This window comes from Elusimicrobiota bacterium (assembly GCA_016721625.1).
Taxonomy (GTDB): domain Bacteria; phylum Elusimicrobiota; class Elusimicrobia; order FEN-1173; family FEN-1173; genus JADKHR01.
In genome coordinates this window covers 2,723,007-2,736,846 of record JADKHR010000001.1, presented here as the reverse complement: position 1 = coordinate 2,736,846, position 13,840 = coordinate 2,723,007, and the positions used below count along the sequence as shown (strand labels likewise).

The 13,840-nt window shown below is 63.1% G+C and carries 11 protein-coding genes and 2 pseudogenes; 4 read left to right on the top strand and 9 right to left on the bottom strand.

Features of this window, described 5'->3' with window-relative positions; all coding sequences use genetic code 11:
- Window positions 1–3: 3 nt before the first annotated feature.
- From IPP35_11985 to sucC, 9 genes and pseudogenes are all read right to left on the bottom strand, one after another.
- Window positions 4–1,905, bottom strand: coding sequence for an N-acetylmuramoyl-L-alanine amidase (locus IPP35_11985; protein MBL0059791.1), 1,902 nt, complete (start codon window positions 1,903–1,905; stop codon window positions 4–6).
- Window positions 1,906–1,948: 43 nt separating this feature from the next.
- On the bottom strand, window positions 1,949–3,148 hold the full coding sequence (locus IPP35_11980; protein MBL0059790.1) for a DUF819 family protein: 1,200 nt from the start codon (window positions 3,146–3,148) through the stop codon (window positions 1,949–1,951).
- Window positions 3,145–4,206 (bottom strand): hypothetical protein, encoded by a 1,062-nt coding sequence (locus IPP35_11975; protein ID MBL0059789.1) that lies wholly within the window; start codon window positions 4,204–4,206, stop codon window positions 3,145–3,147. The genes IPP35_11980 and IPP35_11975 overlap by 4 nt, the downstream gene beginning before the upstream one ends.
- Before the next feature lie 33 nt (window positions 4,207–4,239).
- Window positions 4,240–5,307: a C40 family peptidase gene (locus IPP35_11970; protein ID MBL0059788.1), complete on the bottom strand. Its 1,068-nt coding sequence runs from the start codon at window positions 5,305–5,307 to the stop codon at window positions 4,240–4,242.
- On the bottom strand, window positions 5,304–6,545 hold the full coding sequence (locus IPP35_11965; protein ID MBL0059787.1) for a hypothetical protein: 1,242 nt from the start codon (window positions 6,543–6,545) through the stop codon (window positions 5,304–5,306). The genes IPP35_11970 and IPP35_11965 overlap by 4 nt, the downstream gene beginning before the upstream one ends.
- On the bottom strand, window positions 6,545–7,270 hold the full coding sequence (locus tag IPP35_11960; GenBank protein ID MBL0059786.1) for a glycogen debranching enzyme N-terminal domain-containing protein: 726 nt from the start codon (window positions 7,268–7,270) through the stop codon (window positions 6,545–6,547). The genes IPP35_11965 and IPP35_11960 overlap by 1 nt, the downstream gene beginning before the upstream one ends.
- A gap of 8 nt (window positions 7,271–7,278) precedes the next feature.
- The gene (gene sucD / locus IPP35_11955; protein MBL0059785.1) at window positions 7,279–8,184 is read right to left on the bottom strand and encodes a succinate--CoA ligase subunit alpha; all 906 of its coding nucleotides are present in this window, start codon (window positions 8,182–8,184) and stop codon (window positions 7,279–7,281) included.
- Window positions 8,181–8,519, bottom strand: coding sequence for a hypothetical protein (locus IPP35_11950; protein ID MBL0059784.1), 339 nt, complete (start codon window positions 8,517–8,519; stop codon window positions 8,181–8,183). The genes sucD and IPP35_11950 overlap by 4 nt, the downstream gene beginning before the upstream one ends.
- Before the next feature lie 66 nt (window positions 8,520–8,585).
- Window positions 8,586–9,762 (bottom strand): annotated as a pseudogene (sucC, locus tag IPP35_11945) (ADP-forming succinate--CoA ligase subunit beta).
- 159 nt (window positions 9,763–9,921) lie between these two features.
- On the opposite strand from sucC, the gene IPP35_11940 reads away from it, so the two are divergent.
- The 4 genes and pseudogenes from IPP35_11940 to IPP35_11925 all read left to right on the top strand — a co-directional run bounded on the left by IPP35_11940 (window position 9,922) and on the right by IPP35_11925 (window position 13,810).
- A complete protein-coding gene (locus tag IPP35_11940) occupies window positions 9,922–10,395 on the top strand; it encodes a CBS domain-containing protein (GenBank protein MBL0059783.1) in 474 nt (157 codons plus the stop codon).
- Between the two features lie 66 nt (window positions 10,396–10,461).
- Window positions 10,462–12,247, top strand: a pseudogene (locus IPP35_11935) (2-oxoacid:acceptor oxidoreductase subunit alpha).
- A complete protein-coding gene (locus IPP35_11930; protein ID MBL0059782.1) occupies window positions 12,247–13,281 on the top strand; it encodes a 2-oxoacid:ferredoxin oxidoreductase subunit beta in 1,035 nt (344 codons plus the stop codon). Before IPP35_11935 ends, IPP35_11930 begins: the two are co-directional and overlap by 1 nt.
- Window positions 13,282–13,354: 73 nt before the next feature.
- Window positions 13,355–13,810 (top strand): CBS domain-containing protein, encoded by a 456-nt coding sequence (locus IPP35_11925; protein ID MBL0059781.1) that lies wholly within the window; start codon window positions 13,355–13,357, stop codon window positions 13,808–13,810.
- Window positions 13,811–13,840: the final 30 nt, after the last annotated feature.

Below are 13,840 nucleotides of genomic sequence, written 5' to 3'. Positions count from 1 at the left end.
CCCCTACGGGGTGTCTTTTTTCCGCGTGTCCTCCACGAACCGCGTGAGCCCGCGAAACATGGCTTCGGCGCAATCGCACTGAAAAGTTTCCGTCCGGAGGAGGGCCTCTTCCTCCGGCAGGATCATGTAGGCCGACTCGGTCAGCACCGCGGGCATTTGGCCCGTGCGGGGAAGGGCCAGGTTACCGTAATGGAGACCGTCGTCCCGTAAAGCCGCGGACCGGGAACCTTTCCCTTTCCCGCCGAACTTTTCGCCGTAAGCTTCGTGGACCCTTTGGGCCAGCGCGAAACTCTGGGGATGGAAATAGTAAACCCCGTACCCGTTCCGCTCAAAGGGATCGGCTCCCTCGGGGAGGGCGTTGTTGTGCACGCTGATCAAGATGTCCGCCCGCGCCTCCCAGGCCCGTTTAGGCCGATCGTAAAGAGCCACGTTTTCGTCCCCCTTCCGGATCATCACGACCTCGGCGCCCGCTTGTTTGAGCCTTTTCTCCAGGCAGGCCGCGATCGACAGGTTCGCGTCTTTTTCCAATAGTTCCGTGGGCCCGATGGCGCCTCGGTCCGCCGAATGGCCCGCGTCCACCGCGATCGTGAGGCCCGCCAAGGACGAGGGGGATTTGGCGTTCGGCGGGGGACGCCGAAGCTCCAAGACAAACCCACCGTTGTCGAACCGCGCGTCGTAGCCCCACCACCGGCCGGGATGAAGGTGGACCCGAAGACGGTAGGTGTCGGTGTCGTCCTGAAACCATTCCACCCGCCGAACGGCCCCCTGGGGATCGTGGTAGTGGATCCAATCGGTATTGGACACCGCTCCAAAAAAAAGGACGTCCATGGTTCGCCCATCCTCGGAGGGTCGGATCTCGAAGGGAACCTTCGTGCCGAAATATACCCGGACCTGGGTGTGCTTTCCGGCGGTCTCCACCGAGATCGCGGTGACGGTGGTGCGGGGCGCCAGCGCGGTCTCCGGAAGGTCTTTCACCTCATCGACGCCGATCCACGCTTCTCTCGAGGCGGAAAGGGACACCCGAAGTTCCCCCCCCCGTCGGCCCGTCACCAGGAGGCGCGTTCCCATGGGAGGAAACATCACGTATCCACCCTTGTCCCCTTTGGTCAGGCCCGGCCCGGCGCGAAGGATCGCCGGAGAGGTGGTCACTTCCACCACCCAGGGCGAACCCCGGTCCAACCGAGAGACTCGCCCGGGGGCGTTGGCGCTCTGTTTGGTCCCGCGCTTTTTATCCAGGAGCGTGATTCGGAGCGATGCATTCTCCAATTTTCCGTCGCCGGGAATGGTGAAAAAACCCCGATAGGTTCCCCGACCGTTTGAACCGTATTCGCCCAGGGGGAAGCGTTTCTTGGAACCTTCCCACTGGAACGACCCTTCCAACCCCGGCGGCCCCTGGGCTTGAACCACCACCGTCTCCCCCGCCCGAAGCAGAAGATCCTGGTCGGGCTGAACCGGCAGAAGGGAGAAAACCGTCGAAGGCCCCCCACCTCCCCCCACCGTCACGCGGCGGAACGTCACGTAGGATGTGGTGGGCGAGCGGAGTTCGGCCTGCAAGGTGAAAGGACCCGGCGTGTAGGGGACCATCGTCAGCCAACCGCCCCCGGGATAGATCATCACCGGGCGGCCGTTCACGGTCAGGGTTCCCGCGGGGTCGGCCCAGCCGTAGACGAAAGAGGATTTGACCGCCGGGATCGCCATTCCCTCCGGCGGATGCACGATCATGAGCGGCGGCCGCGCCCCCGGGGGTTCCGTGGTCCCCGCCACCGGGGCCACCGAGACGGGCGCCGTCGACAGGGGCCCGGAAGGGAGTTCGTCGCCCTCCTCCTGCCACCCCGTCATTTCGCCGCGCGCCACCCCGAGCCCGAGGAGGAAGACCCCCATTCCCGCCCAAAACGTTCGTTTCATTTTGATCACCCTTTCTTGGTTCGTCATTTTCCCCGCCCTCGCCTCAATTTCCCAGACCCGCGCAGAGCTGAGCCGTCAGAAGCCCCAGATACGTTCCGACGACGTTTCCAAATATCGCCAACAAAAGCCCCACGGCGGCCAACGCCGGCCGGTAGACCGCCCCGACCATGGGGGCGGACACCACCCCGCCCACACAGGCCTGGCTGGCGGTGGCCAGAAGCGAAAGTGGAAGGCGCGACCAGCGCGCGCCCACCGCCAGGGCCGCCCCGTGAACCAACAGGGCCGCCGCCCCCACCGCCAGAAAGGCCGGCGCTTCCCCCAACGCCTTAAAGGATGCCTGGGAACCGAGAATCGTCAAGAGGAAAAATAAAAGGAAGTTTCCGATCCGCTCCGTCCGCTCCGGCGCCGCCCGGAACCGCCCCGAAAACGCGGCCCCGAGACTGGCCGTCGTTACGGCGATGACGGTCCAGGTGGCGGGCTTCAGGCTGTTCCCCAGAGACGGAAAAAGACGTCCCACCGCTTGGCTCAAAGAGGGACCCGCCAGGGTCCCAAAGGCCAAGGAAAGCGCGGCCAGGGCCAGGGCCGTGACCGGCACCCCCGCCCAGGGCCAGGGGCGTCCGCGAACAACCCGGTGGTCTTCCTTCTGTTTTTTAAGAACCAGGCCCTCCGCTGGAACGCGGTTCCAGCGGTCGATGATCTCCTGCCGCCCCGCCAGCCAAATCAGGAAAGCCATCCAGCTGTAGGCGAACACCGTGTCCACCACGATCACGGGAGAGAACACGTTCTCGGGCGCCCCCAACGCCTCTTTCACGGCGATCAGATTGGCGCTCCCTCCCGTCCAACTTCCGGCCAGAGCCCCCACGGATTTCCAAGCCTCCGGGGGAAGCCAAGGGTGAAAGAGACCATACGCCGCCACCATGCCGCCCAGAATCCCGCCCACGCCCCAGGCCATGGCGACGAGGGCCGGGCGACCGAGCCCGGCCAACCCGGGGAGATCCACATTGATCAGAAGAAGGGCCAGGCAAACCGGGAGAAGGAACCGGGCCGCCCAGCCGTAAAGCGCGCTTTCGGCCGGGAGGAGGCCCACGGCCGCCAAACAGGTCGGCAGGAAATAACAATAAAACGGCACGGGCAACCAACGGAAAAGAAACGAGAGGGATTTCTGCCGCCGCGCCGCAAGGATCCCCGCGGTGAGCCCCAGCAAAACCAACGCCAGAAGGGCCGGCGGAAAACCGGACCTCATCGAAGACCCAGCCCGGGCGGCGGATTTTTCGGAAGAGAAATCCATGGGCCCCGGCGGAGGTAGCCGCCACGGGCTTCGGTGGGTTTCAAAAGCAGGTCCGCGTCCAGGTCGGCGTATTGAAAACCCCCGAGGCCCAGCGCGAAATGGACGGCGGCGGCCAACCCGATGCGGGATTCCGCCATGCACCCGATCATCGACAGAACCCGGCCTTTGAACGCCCGGTCGAACACGTCCAGAATAGCCCGGCTCCGAAGCAAACCGCTCTTGGCCAATTTGATGTTGGGTCCCCGAAGCAACGCCCCCCGACAGGCCCGCCTGGCGTCCTCGGCGGTTTGGACGGACTCATCTCCCAAGAGGGGCCCCAGCTCCCGCGCCCGGGCCTCCGCCAACGCCTTCCAGTCCCTTTTCGGAAAAGGTTCCTCGATCAATTCGATGGCGATCCCGTCGGCGCGAGCCCACCGAAGAAGTTGTTCTAAACCGTTGGGGTCATAACTTTGGTTGGGGTCCAACAAGAGGCGCGCCCGGGGCGCGGACCGGCGGGCGGCGCGAACCCGATCCCGGTTGAGGGCCTGGGGTTCGTGGCCGTTCAGCTTGAGTTTGAGAAATCGCCAACCGGCGCGAGCCGCCGCCCGGGCCCGTTTTCCGACGACCTCCGGCGCGACGGCGGAGATCGAAAGGACCGTTTCGATTTCCCGCTGGACGCCGCCCCACAGGGCGAACAAAGGGATCCCCTCCGCTTGGGACAAGGCGTCCCACAGCGCGGCTTCGAAGGCCCCCACCGCCGTGGGCCAGTCCCCCTCGACCCGCCACGATTCCGCCACCACCCGTTCGATGTCGCGGACGTCGCGTCCCCGAAACCGCCGCCCGAGCCGACGAATCGAGGCCGCCAGGAGAGGCCCCGTTTGCCACGGCATGGCCAAGGAGGAAGACGCCTCGCCCAGGCCGCGCCGGCCGCCCGAGAGGGTAACGCCCACGACCACGTTGTCCGAATGGCTTTTTTGTCCGAGGGCAGTGACGAAGGGATGGCGAAGAGACCGACGGACCGGGCGAACTTCCACCCGCTCCACTCGACCGGGGGTTATGCCCGGGGCCTACTGCTCGAGGAAGGAACCGAAACGGACGACGTAGCCTGCCGCCACGCCTCCCGCCTGAAGCGCCGCGCGGCGTACCCCGAACTTCTTCTTGAAGGTCACCCGGCGAACCACGTTGAATTCATGGACCGCCTCGATCAGGGTTTCCCCTTTCTCAAAAAGCATGACATGAGCGATGCGGTCGGAGCGCTCTTTCTTGGCCAGGAAAACCAGGTCCCCGGGGCGGAGAGCGTCGGCTTTCTCCAAAGGATGGGCGGCCATAAATTGTTCGTGAGCGTCCCGGGGCGCGTTCAGCGCCACGGCGCGGTAGGCCACGTTGACCAGGCCCGAACAGTCCACCCCGGAGGGATTCGCCCCCCCTTTGACATGGCCCGCCCGCCCCCCCCAATAATAGGGTTCCCCCAAAAACTGCCGCGCGGCCACCAGGATGGCCTCCCGAACCCCGTCGCTTTTCCGGGGAACGTCGCGGTCCAGGCGAAGTTCCGTGGTGCGGATCCAGCCCACCGTGCCGCTGGGTCCCTGGACCCGGGCCCAGGGTTTTTCAACGTAAACGACCCACAGCCGGGAGCCCATGGGGAACTCCATAAAAGGGGAATGCCACTTCGTGGTTTGCCGCACGCGGCCATAGCGCGCGGTGACGACGGCGCTGGGGAAAAAACTTCCGGGCCGGGGAAGGATCGCCTCTTTCAAAACCCACCCGGGATAACCCTGCCAACGGTCGCTGTGGGTGTATTCCACCTGTTCCGGCGCTTCCACCCGAATCCACCCGTCCCGCTCCTCGAACATTTGGACGCTTTCGCCGAATAAAAGCTGTGTTTCCTGTTGATCATCGACGGCGTAGGGACGTTGGGAAACCGCCTGAGGCGAAACGAGTCGAGGTTCCCGCCGGAGATCCGCCAGGGGAATCGCGACGATGCCCTCCTGGGGGGGATCGGCCGGAACCGGCGGAGCGGTCGGCGTTTCCGTGCGCACGGGCCCCTGGGGCGTGAACTGAACATCGAAGCCCCCCCGCGAAGAAACGGACAAAAACAAAGAACCGACCGCGAGACAGAGCGCGCGCAACCTCATAGCGTGACCCCTTCCTCCCACATCACCCGCAGGAGTTCCCCCACGCTCCACGCCTGGGCGGGACAGCCCCGCGGAGTGTGAGGCGGGTTTCCGTCGAAAATTTCGGACACTTGGCCGACCCCGGCCTCGGTCAAGTGATGGAGAAAGGGCTGGAGAAATCGAACCAACTGTTTTTTGGTCTCCTCCGTGGATCCGAACGCCTTGACGTAGGCGGTCATGAAGGGTCCCAGAAGCCAAGGCCAGACCGTGCCTTGGTGGTAGGCGCCGTCCCTTTCGTGGGGCGACCCTTCGCAACGGCCGCGGTATTCAGGAAACCGTCCAGCCAGCGTTCGGAGCCCCCGCGACGTGTGAAGTTCCCACCACGCGGTCTCCACCACGGGACGAAAATGTTTCTCTTCCAAAATCTCGTAGGGAAGGCTGACCGCCAGCAGGGCGTTGGGGCGAAGCGCGGGGTCCCGGTGTTTTCCATCCAGCCCATCATACAAACACTGGTCCTCCTCGTTCCAGAATTTTTCATTAAAACTTTTTTGCGCCACCTGGGCCAACTGATCGTAGCCCCGCCCGGCCTCTTTTAGCCGCAACTGGATCTCGACCAAAAACTGGAGGGCGTTGTACCAAAGGGCTTGGATTTCAACCGGCTTTCCTCCGCGCGGGGTGACCGATTGACCGTCCACCCGGGCGTCCATCCACGTGAGAGGAACGTCCGCGGCCGGCGCCACGATTAAACCGTCACCGTCCATGTGAATGTCGTACCCCGCCCCGTTTTGATAAGCGTCCACGATGTCCCGCATGACGGGCAACCAGGTTCGGACGGAGGCGTCGTCGTGGGTCGCTTTGTGATAGGCCTGGACGGCGCGAATGAACCAAAGCGGAGCGTCCACCGCGTTGTAGGCGACGGAGGAACCGCCTTCCGGAAAAAGGTTCGGTAAAAGCCCCTGGCGGACGTGGCGGGCAAAGGTGTTCAGGAGCCCGGGAGCTTCGGACCATCGCCCCGTGGCCAGGAAAAGGCCGGGGAAGGAAATCAGCGCGTCTCGGCTCCAATCGCCGAACCAGGGGTACCCCGCGATGACGCTGGAGCCCTCCCCCCGGGAGACCACGAACTGGTCGGCGGCCAGGGAGAGGGCGCCGCCCAGGGCCCCGCGAACCAGGGACCCCTTGACGATTTTTCGCCGTTGTTCCCGCTCTTCCTCTTCCCAGCCCTCCGCCGGGAACGCGAGGCCCGGAACCACGGAAAACATCAGGCGCGCCGGGGTCCCCACCTCGAGGGGCAAACGGAAAAAACCGGGACAAAAAACGTCTTCGGTTTTTCAAGGCCGCGCCGCTCCTCCTGCACGTAGACCTGGTTCCGGAACCAGGAAGGGGCGCTCTCGAACCGCCCCCGGGCGGTCGTCACCGAAAGGGTTCCGCCGTCGGGAACGTCGGCGTGAAAGGCGCGTTCCGTGGCATGGACCCGGCCTTCGAACCGGCCGTCCTGGCGTCCCAAAGCGTGGTGGTCCCGAAAGGAAAGGAGGGGCCGGGCCTCGAGTTCCACGGGCGGTCCCGAAAGGAGCCGGTAGGTCAAAACCCCGGTGTCTTCGCCGTAGCGGAGAAAAAAAGATTTTTCCAGTTTTCCTTCGCCCCAATCGTAGGTCCAGGTCGGGAAAGGGTCCAGGCGGAAGGATTCGAGCCGTTCGGCGCCTTGGGGGTGAACGACGTCGGGGTATTGCTGACAGGAGAGGTCCACGCGGCTCCCGCCCCGGATCACCGCTTCTTCCACCCGGTTGACGAGCTGGAAACGGTCCAGGGGGGGACGGCGGGCGACGGTCAGAAGCCCGTGGTAACGGCGCGTGGTCCCCCCCGACACGGGGCCCATGGCGTAACCGCCCCGCCCGTTGGTTTCCAACCATTCCCGCTCGCTCGCCTCCGCGTAGGTGCCGCAAACGGCGCGGCCGAGAGAAACGATGGGCGGCCCGGCGGGAGGCATGCGGGCCGTCAAGACCCTCGGACCATTTTTAAAACCATTTCTCCCATGTCCGCCGGAGAGTCGATGACTTTGACGCCGGCCGCTTCCAGCGTCGCGCGCTTTTCCGCCGCCGAGCCGTGAGAGGCCTGCCCGTCGCCCGCGTCCACGATGGCCCCGGCGTGTCCCATGCGCCGGCCCTCCGGGGCGGTGCGCCCGGCGATGAAGGCGAAAAGGGGCTTGGACATTTTTTTCTTGAAAAACATCGCCGCGTCCTCCTCCGCCGACCCGCCGATCTCCCCGATCATCAAGACGGCGTCGGTGTCCGCGTCTTTTTCGAAAAGCTCCAAAATGTCCACGAACGTAGACCCCTGAACCGGGTCTCCCCCGATCCCGAGCACCGTGGATTGGCCGATGCCGCGCTGGGTCAATTGCCAGACCGCCTCGTAGGTCAGAGTGCCCGACCGGGAAACGACGCCGATGCGCCCGGGTTTGTGGATGTACCCGGGCATGATCCCGATCTTGCAACCGGGCCGCCGTTCGTCCCCCGGGGTAATGACTCCCGGGCCGTTGGGACCGATCAACCGGGCGCCGGTCCCTTTGAGAGTCGCCTTCACGCGAGCCATGTCCAACACCGGGATCCCTTCGGTGATGCAGAGGAGCAGGCCTACCCCCGCGTCCGCCGCCTCCAGAACGGCGTCGGCCGCGAAGGGAGGCGGAACAAAAAGGATCGAGGCCGTGGCTCCCGTTTCCTTCACCGCTTCTTTCACCGTATTGAAAACAGGGATGCCGTCGAGGTTGGAGCCCCCTTTCCCCGGCGTCACCCCTCCGACCACCTGGGTGCCATAGTCCCGGCAGGCTTTGGCGTGGAAGGACCCGGCCGCCCCCGTGATTCCCTGGACGATGACCCGGGTGTCGCGATCGATCAGGATGCTCATGGTTCCTGGGTGTCGGCGGCGGTCGGTTCCGTCAACACCGAGGCCAGTCGCAACGGGTGATGAATGGTCACCGCCGAGATCTGGGACAAAGGAACGAAACTCAGGGCCTCCGCCGCTCCGTCGGTGTTCTTGAAATGTCCCACCGTCACGACGAACTGTTGGGCGTGGTCTTTCCTAAACTGAAGCAGAACCCCCGCCACGGAAGCCCCGTTGGACAGATAGAGAGTCAGAAGCGGGGCTTCCTCGGGCTTGCCCGAAGCGAGCCCCGTCAAACGCCGCAGAACGTCCGCCACGTTATTGGGCGGGATTTTCATCAGACTTTCGTATGGGTTCATCAAGAAAGACTCCTTTTTGTTTTCCATGGCTTGGATTCCGGCACGCCCCGAACGGGAGCTTTTGGGCTAGGCCAACGACGATGAAAGGGCCACGGCCTTCCGCGCGGCGTCGGCCAGGTCCGAGGCCGGGGTAATCGCGAGGCCCGATTCGGCCAAAAGCTTTCGCCCCTCCTCCACCCGGTTCCCCTCCAACCGAACGACCAAGGGGCGGTCCAAACCGGTGCTTTTGACGGCCTGCACAATGCCCTGGGCGATGACATCGCATTTCATGATCCCGCCGAAAATGTTCACCAGAATCACCTTCACGTGGGCGTCCGACAAAATGATCTTAAAGGCCTCGGTCACCTGCTCGACCTTGGCGCCTCCCCACGTCGAGGAAGTTCGCGGGCTCCCCGCCGTGAAGCTTGATGATGTCCATGGTGGCCATGGCCAGACCCGCCCCGTTCACCATGCAACCGATGGCGCCGTCCAACCGGATATAGGAAATGCCCACCTCGATGGCGCGCCGCTCGGCGTCCAAAAGGTCGGCCCGATCGGCCTCTTTAAAGAGGTCTTCCTGGCGGAACGAAGCGTTGTCGTCGATGGTGATCTTGGCGTCCATGGCCAAAAGCCGGTTCCCCTCCGGCCCGGCGATAACACCGAGGGGGTTCACCTCCACCAAACTGGCGTCCAAGGCAAGAAACATCCGAACCATGTTCCGGAAAAACGGGACCGATTCTTTCAGTTGTTCTCCGGCCAGCCCGGTGGCGAAAGCCACGTCGCGGGCTTGAAAAGACTCCAATCCCCGCAGGGGATCGATGTCCACCCGCACGATTTTTTCCGGCGCCGTGGCGGCCAAGGTCTCAATGTCCATGCCGCCTTCGGCGGACACCAGCAAAACCGGTTTCCCGGTCTTTCGGTTCATCAAGACCGCCGCGTATAACTCCCGCTGGACCTGGACGGCGGGTTCGGCCAAAATCGATCGAACGATCAATCCCTGGGGCCCCGTTTGATGGGTGACGAGGGGTTTTCCCAACAGCCCCTTGGCGAAAGCCGCGGCTTCGGCCGCGTCCCGCAGGACCCGCACGCCCCCCGCCTTCCCCCGGCCGCCCGTGTGAACCTGGGCCTTCAGAACCCACGGACCGGTCCCCAATTTTCCCAAGGCCGCCTTCACCTGCCCCGCCTTGGTGATCACCCGTCCTTTCAAGACAGGCAATCCGAACTCCTCCATCCGGCGTTTGGCTTGATATTCGTGAAGTTTCATTGATTCTCCTGGATTGACGTCGAATCGTAGCGTGATTCAAGCAAACTTTGAAGCCCCTTAAAAGATGTTCCTCCGAAACGGCGGGGCCGACGTTGTGGAACCGAGAGGTTTTAACTATCATATTCCCGCGGCCACTTGGCGATCCACAAAAGGAACCCCATGCCCACTCCCTCTGAGCGACGGCTAAAAGACAAGAAGATCGGTGAAATCATCAACCCCCGGTTGATCCAATCCCCCCCGGACATTTCCGTGGATCGCGCCATTGAATTGATGCGGGAAAATAACTCGGCCTACCTCGTGGTGGCCGAAGCGAAGCGCGTGGTCGGCATATTCACCGAATCCGACGTGGCGCGAAAAATACTCAACACGAAGGTGGACACCCGCCGCCCCGTCCGCGACTTTATGACCGCCGATCCCCTGGTGCTCCGGCAAGACGACCCCGTGGGCCGGGCGGTGGACCTGATGGCCGACAACGACGTCTACCACATCCCGCTGGTGAACGAAAAACAGGAACTGGTGAACGTCCTGAGCGTGCGGACCCTGGTTCGCTTTTTGGCGGAATTCTATCCCGGCGAGGTCTACAACATCCCCCCCAATCCGCACCAAGTCGCCCACACGGCCGAGGGGGGCTGACCGGTGAAAGAAAAGAAGATCCTTCCCGCCGTCACCGTCCGCTTCGCCGGGGATTCCGGCGACGGGATGCAGTTGACGGGAGACCAGTTCACGGACACCACCGCGGCGATGGGCAACGATTTCGCCACGATCCCGGACTTCCCGGCGGAAATCCGCGCCCCCGCCGGAACTCTCCCCGGCGTTTCCAGCTTCCAACTCCAATTTTCCGACGGCCCCATTTTCACGCCGGGCGACCGGGCGGACGTGCTGATCGCCATGAACCCGGCGGCCCTCAAAGTCAATCTTCACCATGTCAAAAAGGGCGGCCTCTTGATCTTGAACGAGAACGCCTTCGATCCTCAGGGTTTGGAGAAAGCGGCCTACCGCGCCAATCCGTTGGAGGACGGGACCTTGAGGGAGTGGCAGGTCCTCAAGGTTCCCCTGGCCGACCTGACCCTGAACGCCCTCAAGGAACATCCGATCCGCGACTCGGAAAGAACGGTGCAAAAACTTTTTCGCCCTGGGCCTCATGTTCTGGCTCTACGACCGGAGCCTGGACCACACGGTGGATTGGATCTCCGAAAAATTCGCCAAGAAAACCGAGTTCGTCGACGCCAACATCGCCGCGCTCAAAGCCGGATACAACTACGCCGACATCACGGAACTCCTGCCCACCCGGTTCGAAATCCGCAAGTCGAAACTGGAACCCGGCACCTACCGAAAAATCACGGGCAACGAGGCCACCGCCCTGGGACTGATCGCCGCCGCGGAACTGGCCGGTAAAACGCTCTTCTACGGTTCCTACCCCATCACGCCGGCCTCGGGAATTTTGGAAGGGCTGTCCAAACACAAGGAATTCGGAGTCAAAACCTTCCAAGCGGAAGACGAGATCGCCGCCATCGGCTCCGCCATCGGGGCCAGTTTCGGCGGAGAATTGGGCGTCACGGGAACCTCGGGCCCCGGCTTCTGCCTGAAATCGGAAGCGCTCAATTTGGCCGTGATCACCGAACTCCCGCTGGTGGTCGTCGATGTCCAGCGGACGGGCCCCTCCACCGGCATGCCCACCAAGACGGAACAAACCGACCTCCTTCAAGTCCTCTTCGGACGGAACGGCGAGTCCCCCCTTTGCGTGATCGCCCCCAAAAGCCCCGCGGATTGTTTCAACGCCACGGTCGAGGCCTGCCGCATCGCCCTCACCCGCATGACGCCCGTGGTCGTGCTTTCCGACGGCTATTTGGCCAACAGCGCGGAACCCTGGAAGCTTCCGGCGGTTCAGGACCTGCCCAAGATCGTCGTGACCCACCCGACCCAGTGGAAGGGACCTTTTACCCCCTACGCCCGGAACCCCGAAACCCTCGCCCGGCCCTGGGCCAAACCCGGAACCCCAGGTTTGGAACATCGAATCGGCGGTCTGGAAAAGCAAGACGTCACGGGGTCCGTGAGTTACGATCCGGACAATCACGAAAAGATGGTGAAGCTCCGGGCGGAAAAAGTCGCCCGCATTGCCGACGACCTCCCGCCGCTGGAAGTCCGCGGGCCCGCCCGGGGAAAGATCCTCGTCCTGGGGTGGGGGTCCACCTACGGCGCCATCCACGCCGCCGTGGACGAAGTGAACGCTTCCGAGCGGGGCCCCGTGTCCCAGGCGCATCTGCGTTATTTGAACCCCTTCCCGAAAAACACCCGGGAGCTTCTTTCGAATTTCGACAAGGTGTTGGTCCCCGAATTAAACTTGGGGCAGTTGATCCTGCTTCTCCGGCACCAATTCAACGACGGCGAGCTCTCCAAAGCGCCGCGATTCATCGGGCTGAACCGGGTGCGGGGGATCCCGTTCTTCGTTTCCGAAGTAAGGCAAGCCATCGAGGAAATCCTCTAATGGAAATCCATCTTCCGCTGTCCGCCTCTCGTCCAAAATTCACCAAGAATGATTTCGTCTCGGGCGCGGAGGTCCGCTGGTGCCCGGGGTGCGGAGATTACTCCATTCTGGGGGCCGTCCAGCAAACCCTCGCCAAGTTCGACGTCCCTCGGGAGAACTATGTGTTCATCTCGGGGATCGGCTGTTCTTCCCGGTTCCCCTATTACATGAACACCTATGGCTTCCACACCATCCATGGCCGGGCCCCCACCATCGCCACGGGACTCCGTTGCGTCAACAAAGATCTGTCCATCTGGGTGATCACCGGCGACGGGGACGGCCTCTCCATCGGCGGCAACCACATCCTCCACGCCATGCGCCGGAACCTGAACTTCAACGTTCTCTTGGTCAACAACCAAATCTACGGACTGACCAAAGGGCAGTATTCCCCCACCTCGCCCACGGGGAAAGTGACGAAGTCTTCCCCCTACGGGTCCATTGAGCACCCCATCAACCCGCTCTGCATCGCCATCGCCTCGGAAGCCACCTTCATCGCCCGCACCCTGGACTCCGACCCCCGCCACATGAGCGCCATGTTCGAACGCGCCATGCGGCACAAAGGCGTCTCCTTCATCGAAATTTACCAAAACTGCATCATTTTCAACGACAAAACCCACGCGCCCGTGACGGGGCGGGACACCCGGGAAGACCGCATGGTCTACCTGGAAAACGGCAAACCCCTGATTTTCGGGCGGGCCGACAAAAAGCGGTCCATCCGGCTGAACGGCCTTTACCCCGAGATCGTGGATTACGACCCCACCAACCCCCGGGACCTCCTGATCCATGACGAAGCCGACCCGCGGCCCAACCACGCTTACCTCCTCACTCAGCTGGTGTATCCGGATTTTCCCGTGCCCTTCGGTGTGTTCCGGTGTGTGGAAAAACCGACGTATGACGACCTGATGAACGAGCAGATTCAGGCCGTGATCAAAAAGAAAGGGCGGGGGAACCTCACCTCGCTTCTCTACGACGAAGACACCTGGACGGTCCAATGAAAAACTCCTGCCCCATTGCGGTTACGAAAACCGAACCGAAGCCGACCATTGCGCCCAGTGCCTCCACTCGCTGATGAAGCGGGACATCCCCTCCGTCCGCCGGCGGGACAACGCTTTCCAAGACGCCCTTCTGAAGGAACCGGTCTCGGAACTTCTGACGGGTTTGGACCTCCTGGTCTGCAGTCCCGACGACACGGTGGAGAAAATCGTCAAAATCTTTCAAAAAGAGAAGAAGGGGTGCGTCCTGGTCTACCAAAACAAGAAAATGGTGGGCATCCTCTCCAACCGGGACCTGGCCCTGCGAGTCGCCGGCCTCCACCCGGACCTGTCCAAAGTGAAGGTCGAGGACGTCATGACCCGGGACCCCAGCTTCGTGCGCCCGGAAGACCCCATCGCTTTCGCGGTCAACAAAATGGCCATCGGCGGGCACCGCCACGTCCCCGTGCTTCGGGCCGACGGAACCCCTGTGAGCATCCTTCTCATCCGAGACGTCCTCCGATACCTGTCCGCCTCAAAGAAGAGCTACTGAGCCACCCCTTTCCTCTCAACTTTCTCACAA

Bases quoted from the DNA above. Each gene is read 5' to 3' on its own strand.
- IPP35_11980 (MBL0059790.1), bottom strand. From the start codon at position 3,148: ATGAGGTCCGGTTTTCCGCCGGCCCTTCTGGCGTTGGTTTTGCTGGGG.
- IPP35_11965 (MBL0059787.1), bottom strand. From the start codon at position 6,545: ATGTTTTCCGTGGTTCCGGGCCTCGCGTTCCCGGCGGAGGGCTGGGAA.
- IPP35_11985 (MBL0059791.1), bottom strand. From the start codon at position 1,905: ATGAAACGAACGTTTTGGGCGGGAATGGGGGTCTTCCTCCTCGGGCTC.
- IPP35_11940 (MBL0059783.1), top strand. From the start codon at position 9,922: ATGCCCACTCCCTCTGAGCGACGGCTAAAAGACAAGAAGATCGGTGAA.
- IPP35_11925 (MBL0059781.1), top strand. From the start codon at position 13,355: ATGAAGCGGGACATCCCCTCCGTCCGCCGGCGGGACAACGCTTTCCAA.
- IPP35_11960 (MBL0059786.1), bottom strand. From the start codon at position 7,270: ATGCCTCCCGCCGGGCCGCCCATCGTTTCTCTCGGCCGCGCCGTTTGC.
- sucD (MBL0059785.1), bottom strand. From the start codon at position 8,184: ATGAGCATCCTGATCGATCGCGACACCCGGGTCATCGTCCAGGGAATC.
- IPP35_11930 (MBL0059782.1), top strand. From the start codon at position 12,247: ATGGAAATCCATCTTCCGCTGTCCGCCTCTCGTCCAAAATTCACCAAG.
- IPP35_11950 (MBL0059784.1), bottom strand. From the start codon at position 8,519: ATGAACCCATACGAAAGTCTGATGAAAATCCCGCCCAATAACGTGGCG.
- IPP35_11970 (MBL0059788.1), bottom strand. From the start codon at position 5,307: ATGAGGTTGCGCGCGCTCTGTCTCGCGGTCGGTTCTTTGTTTTTGTCC.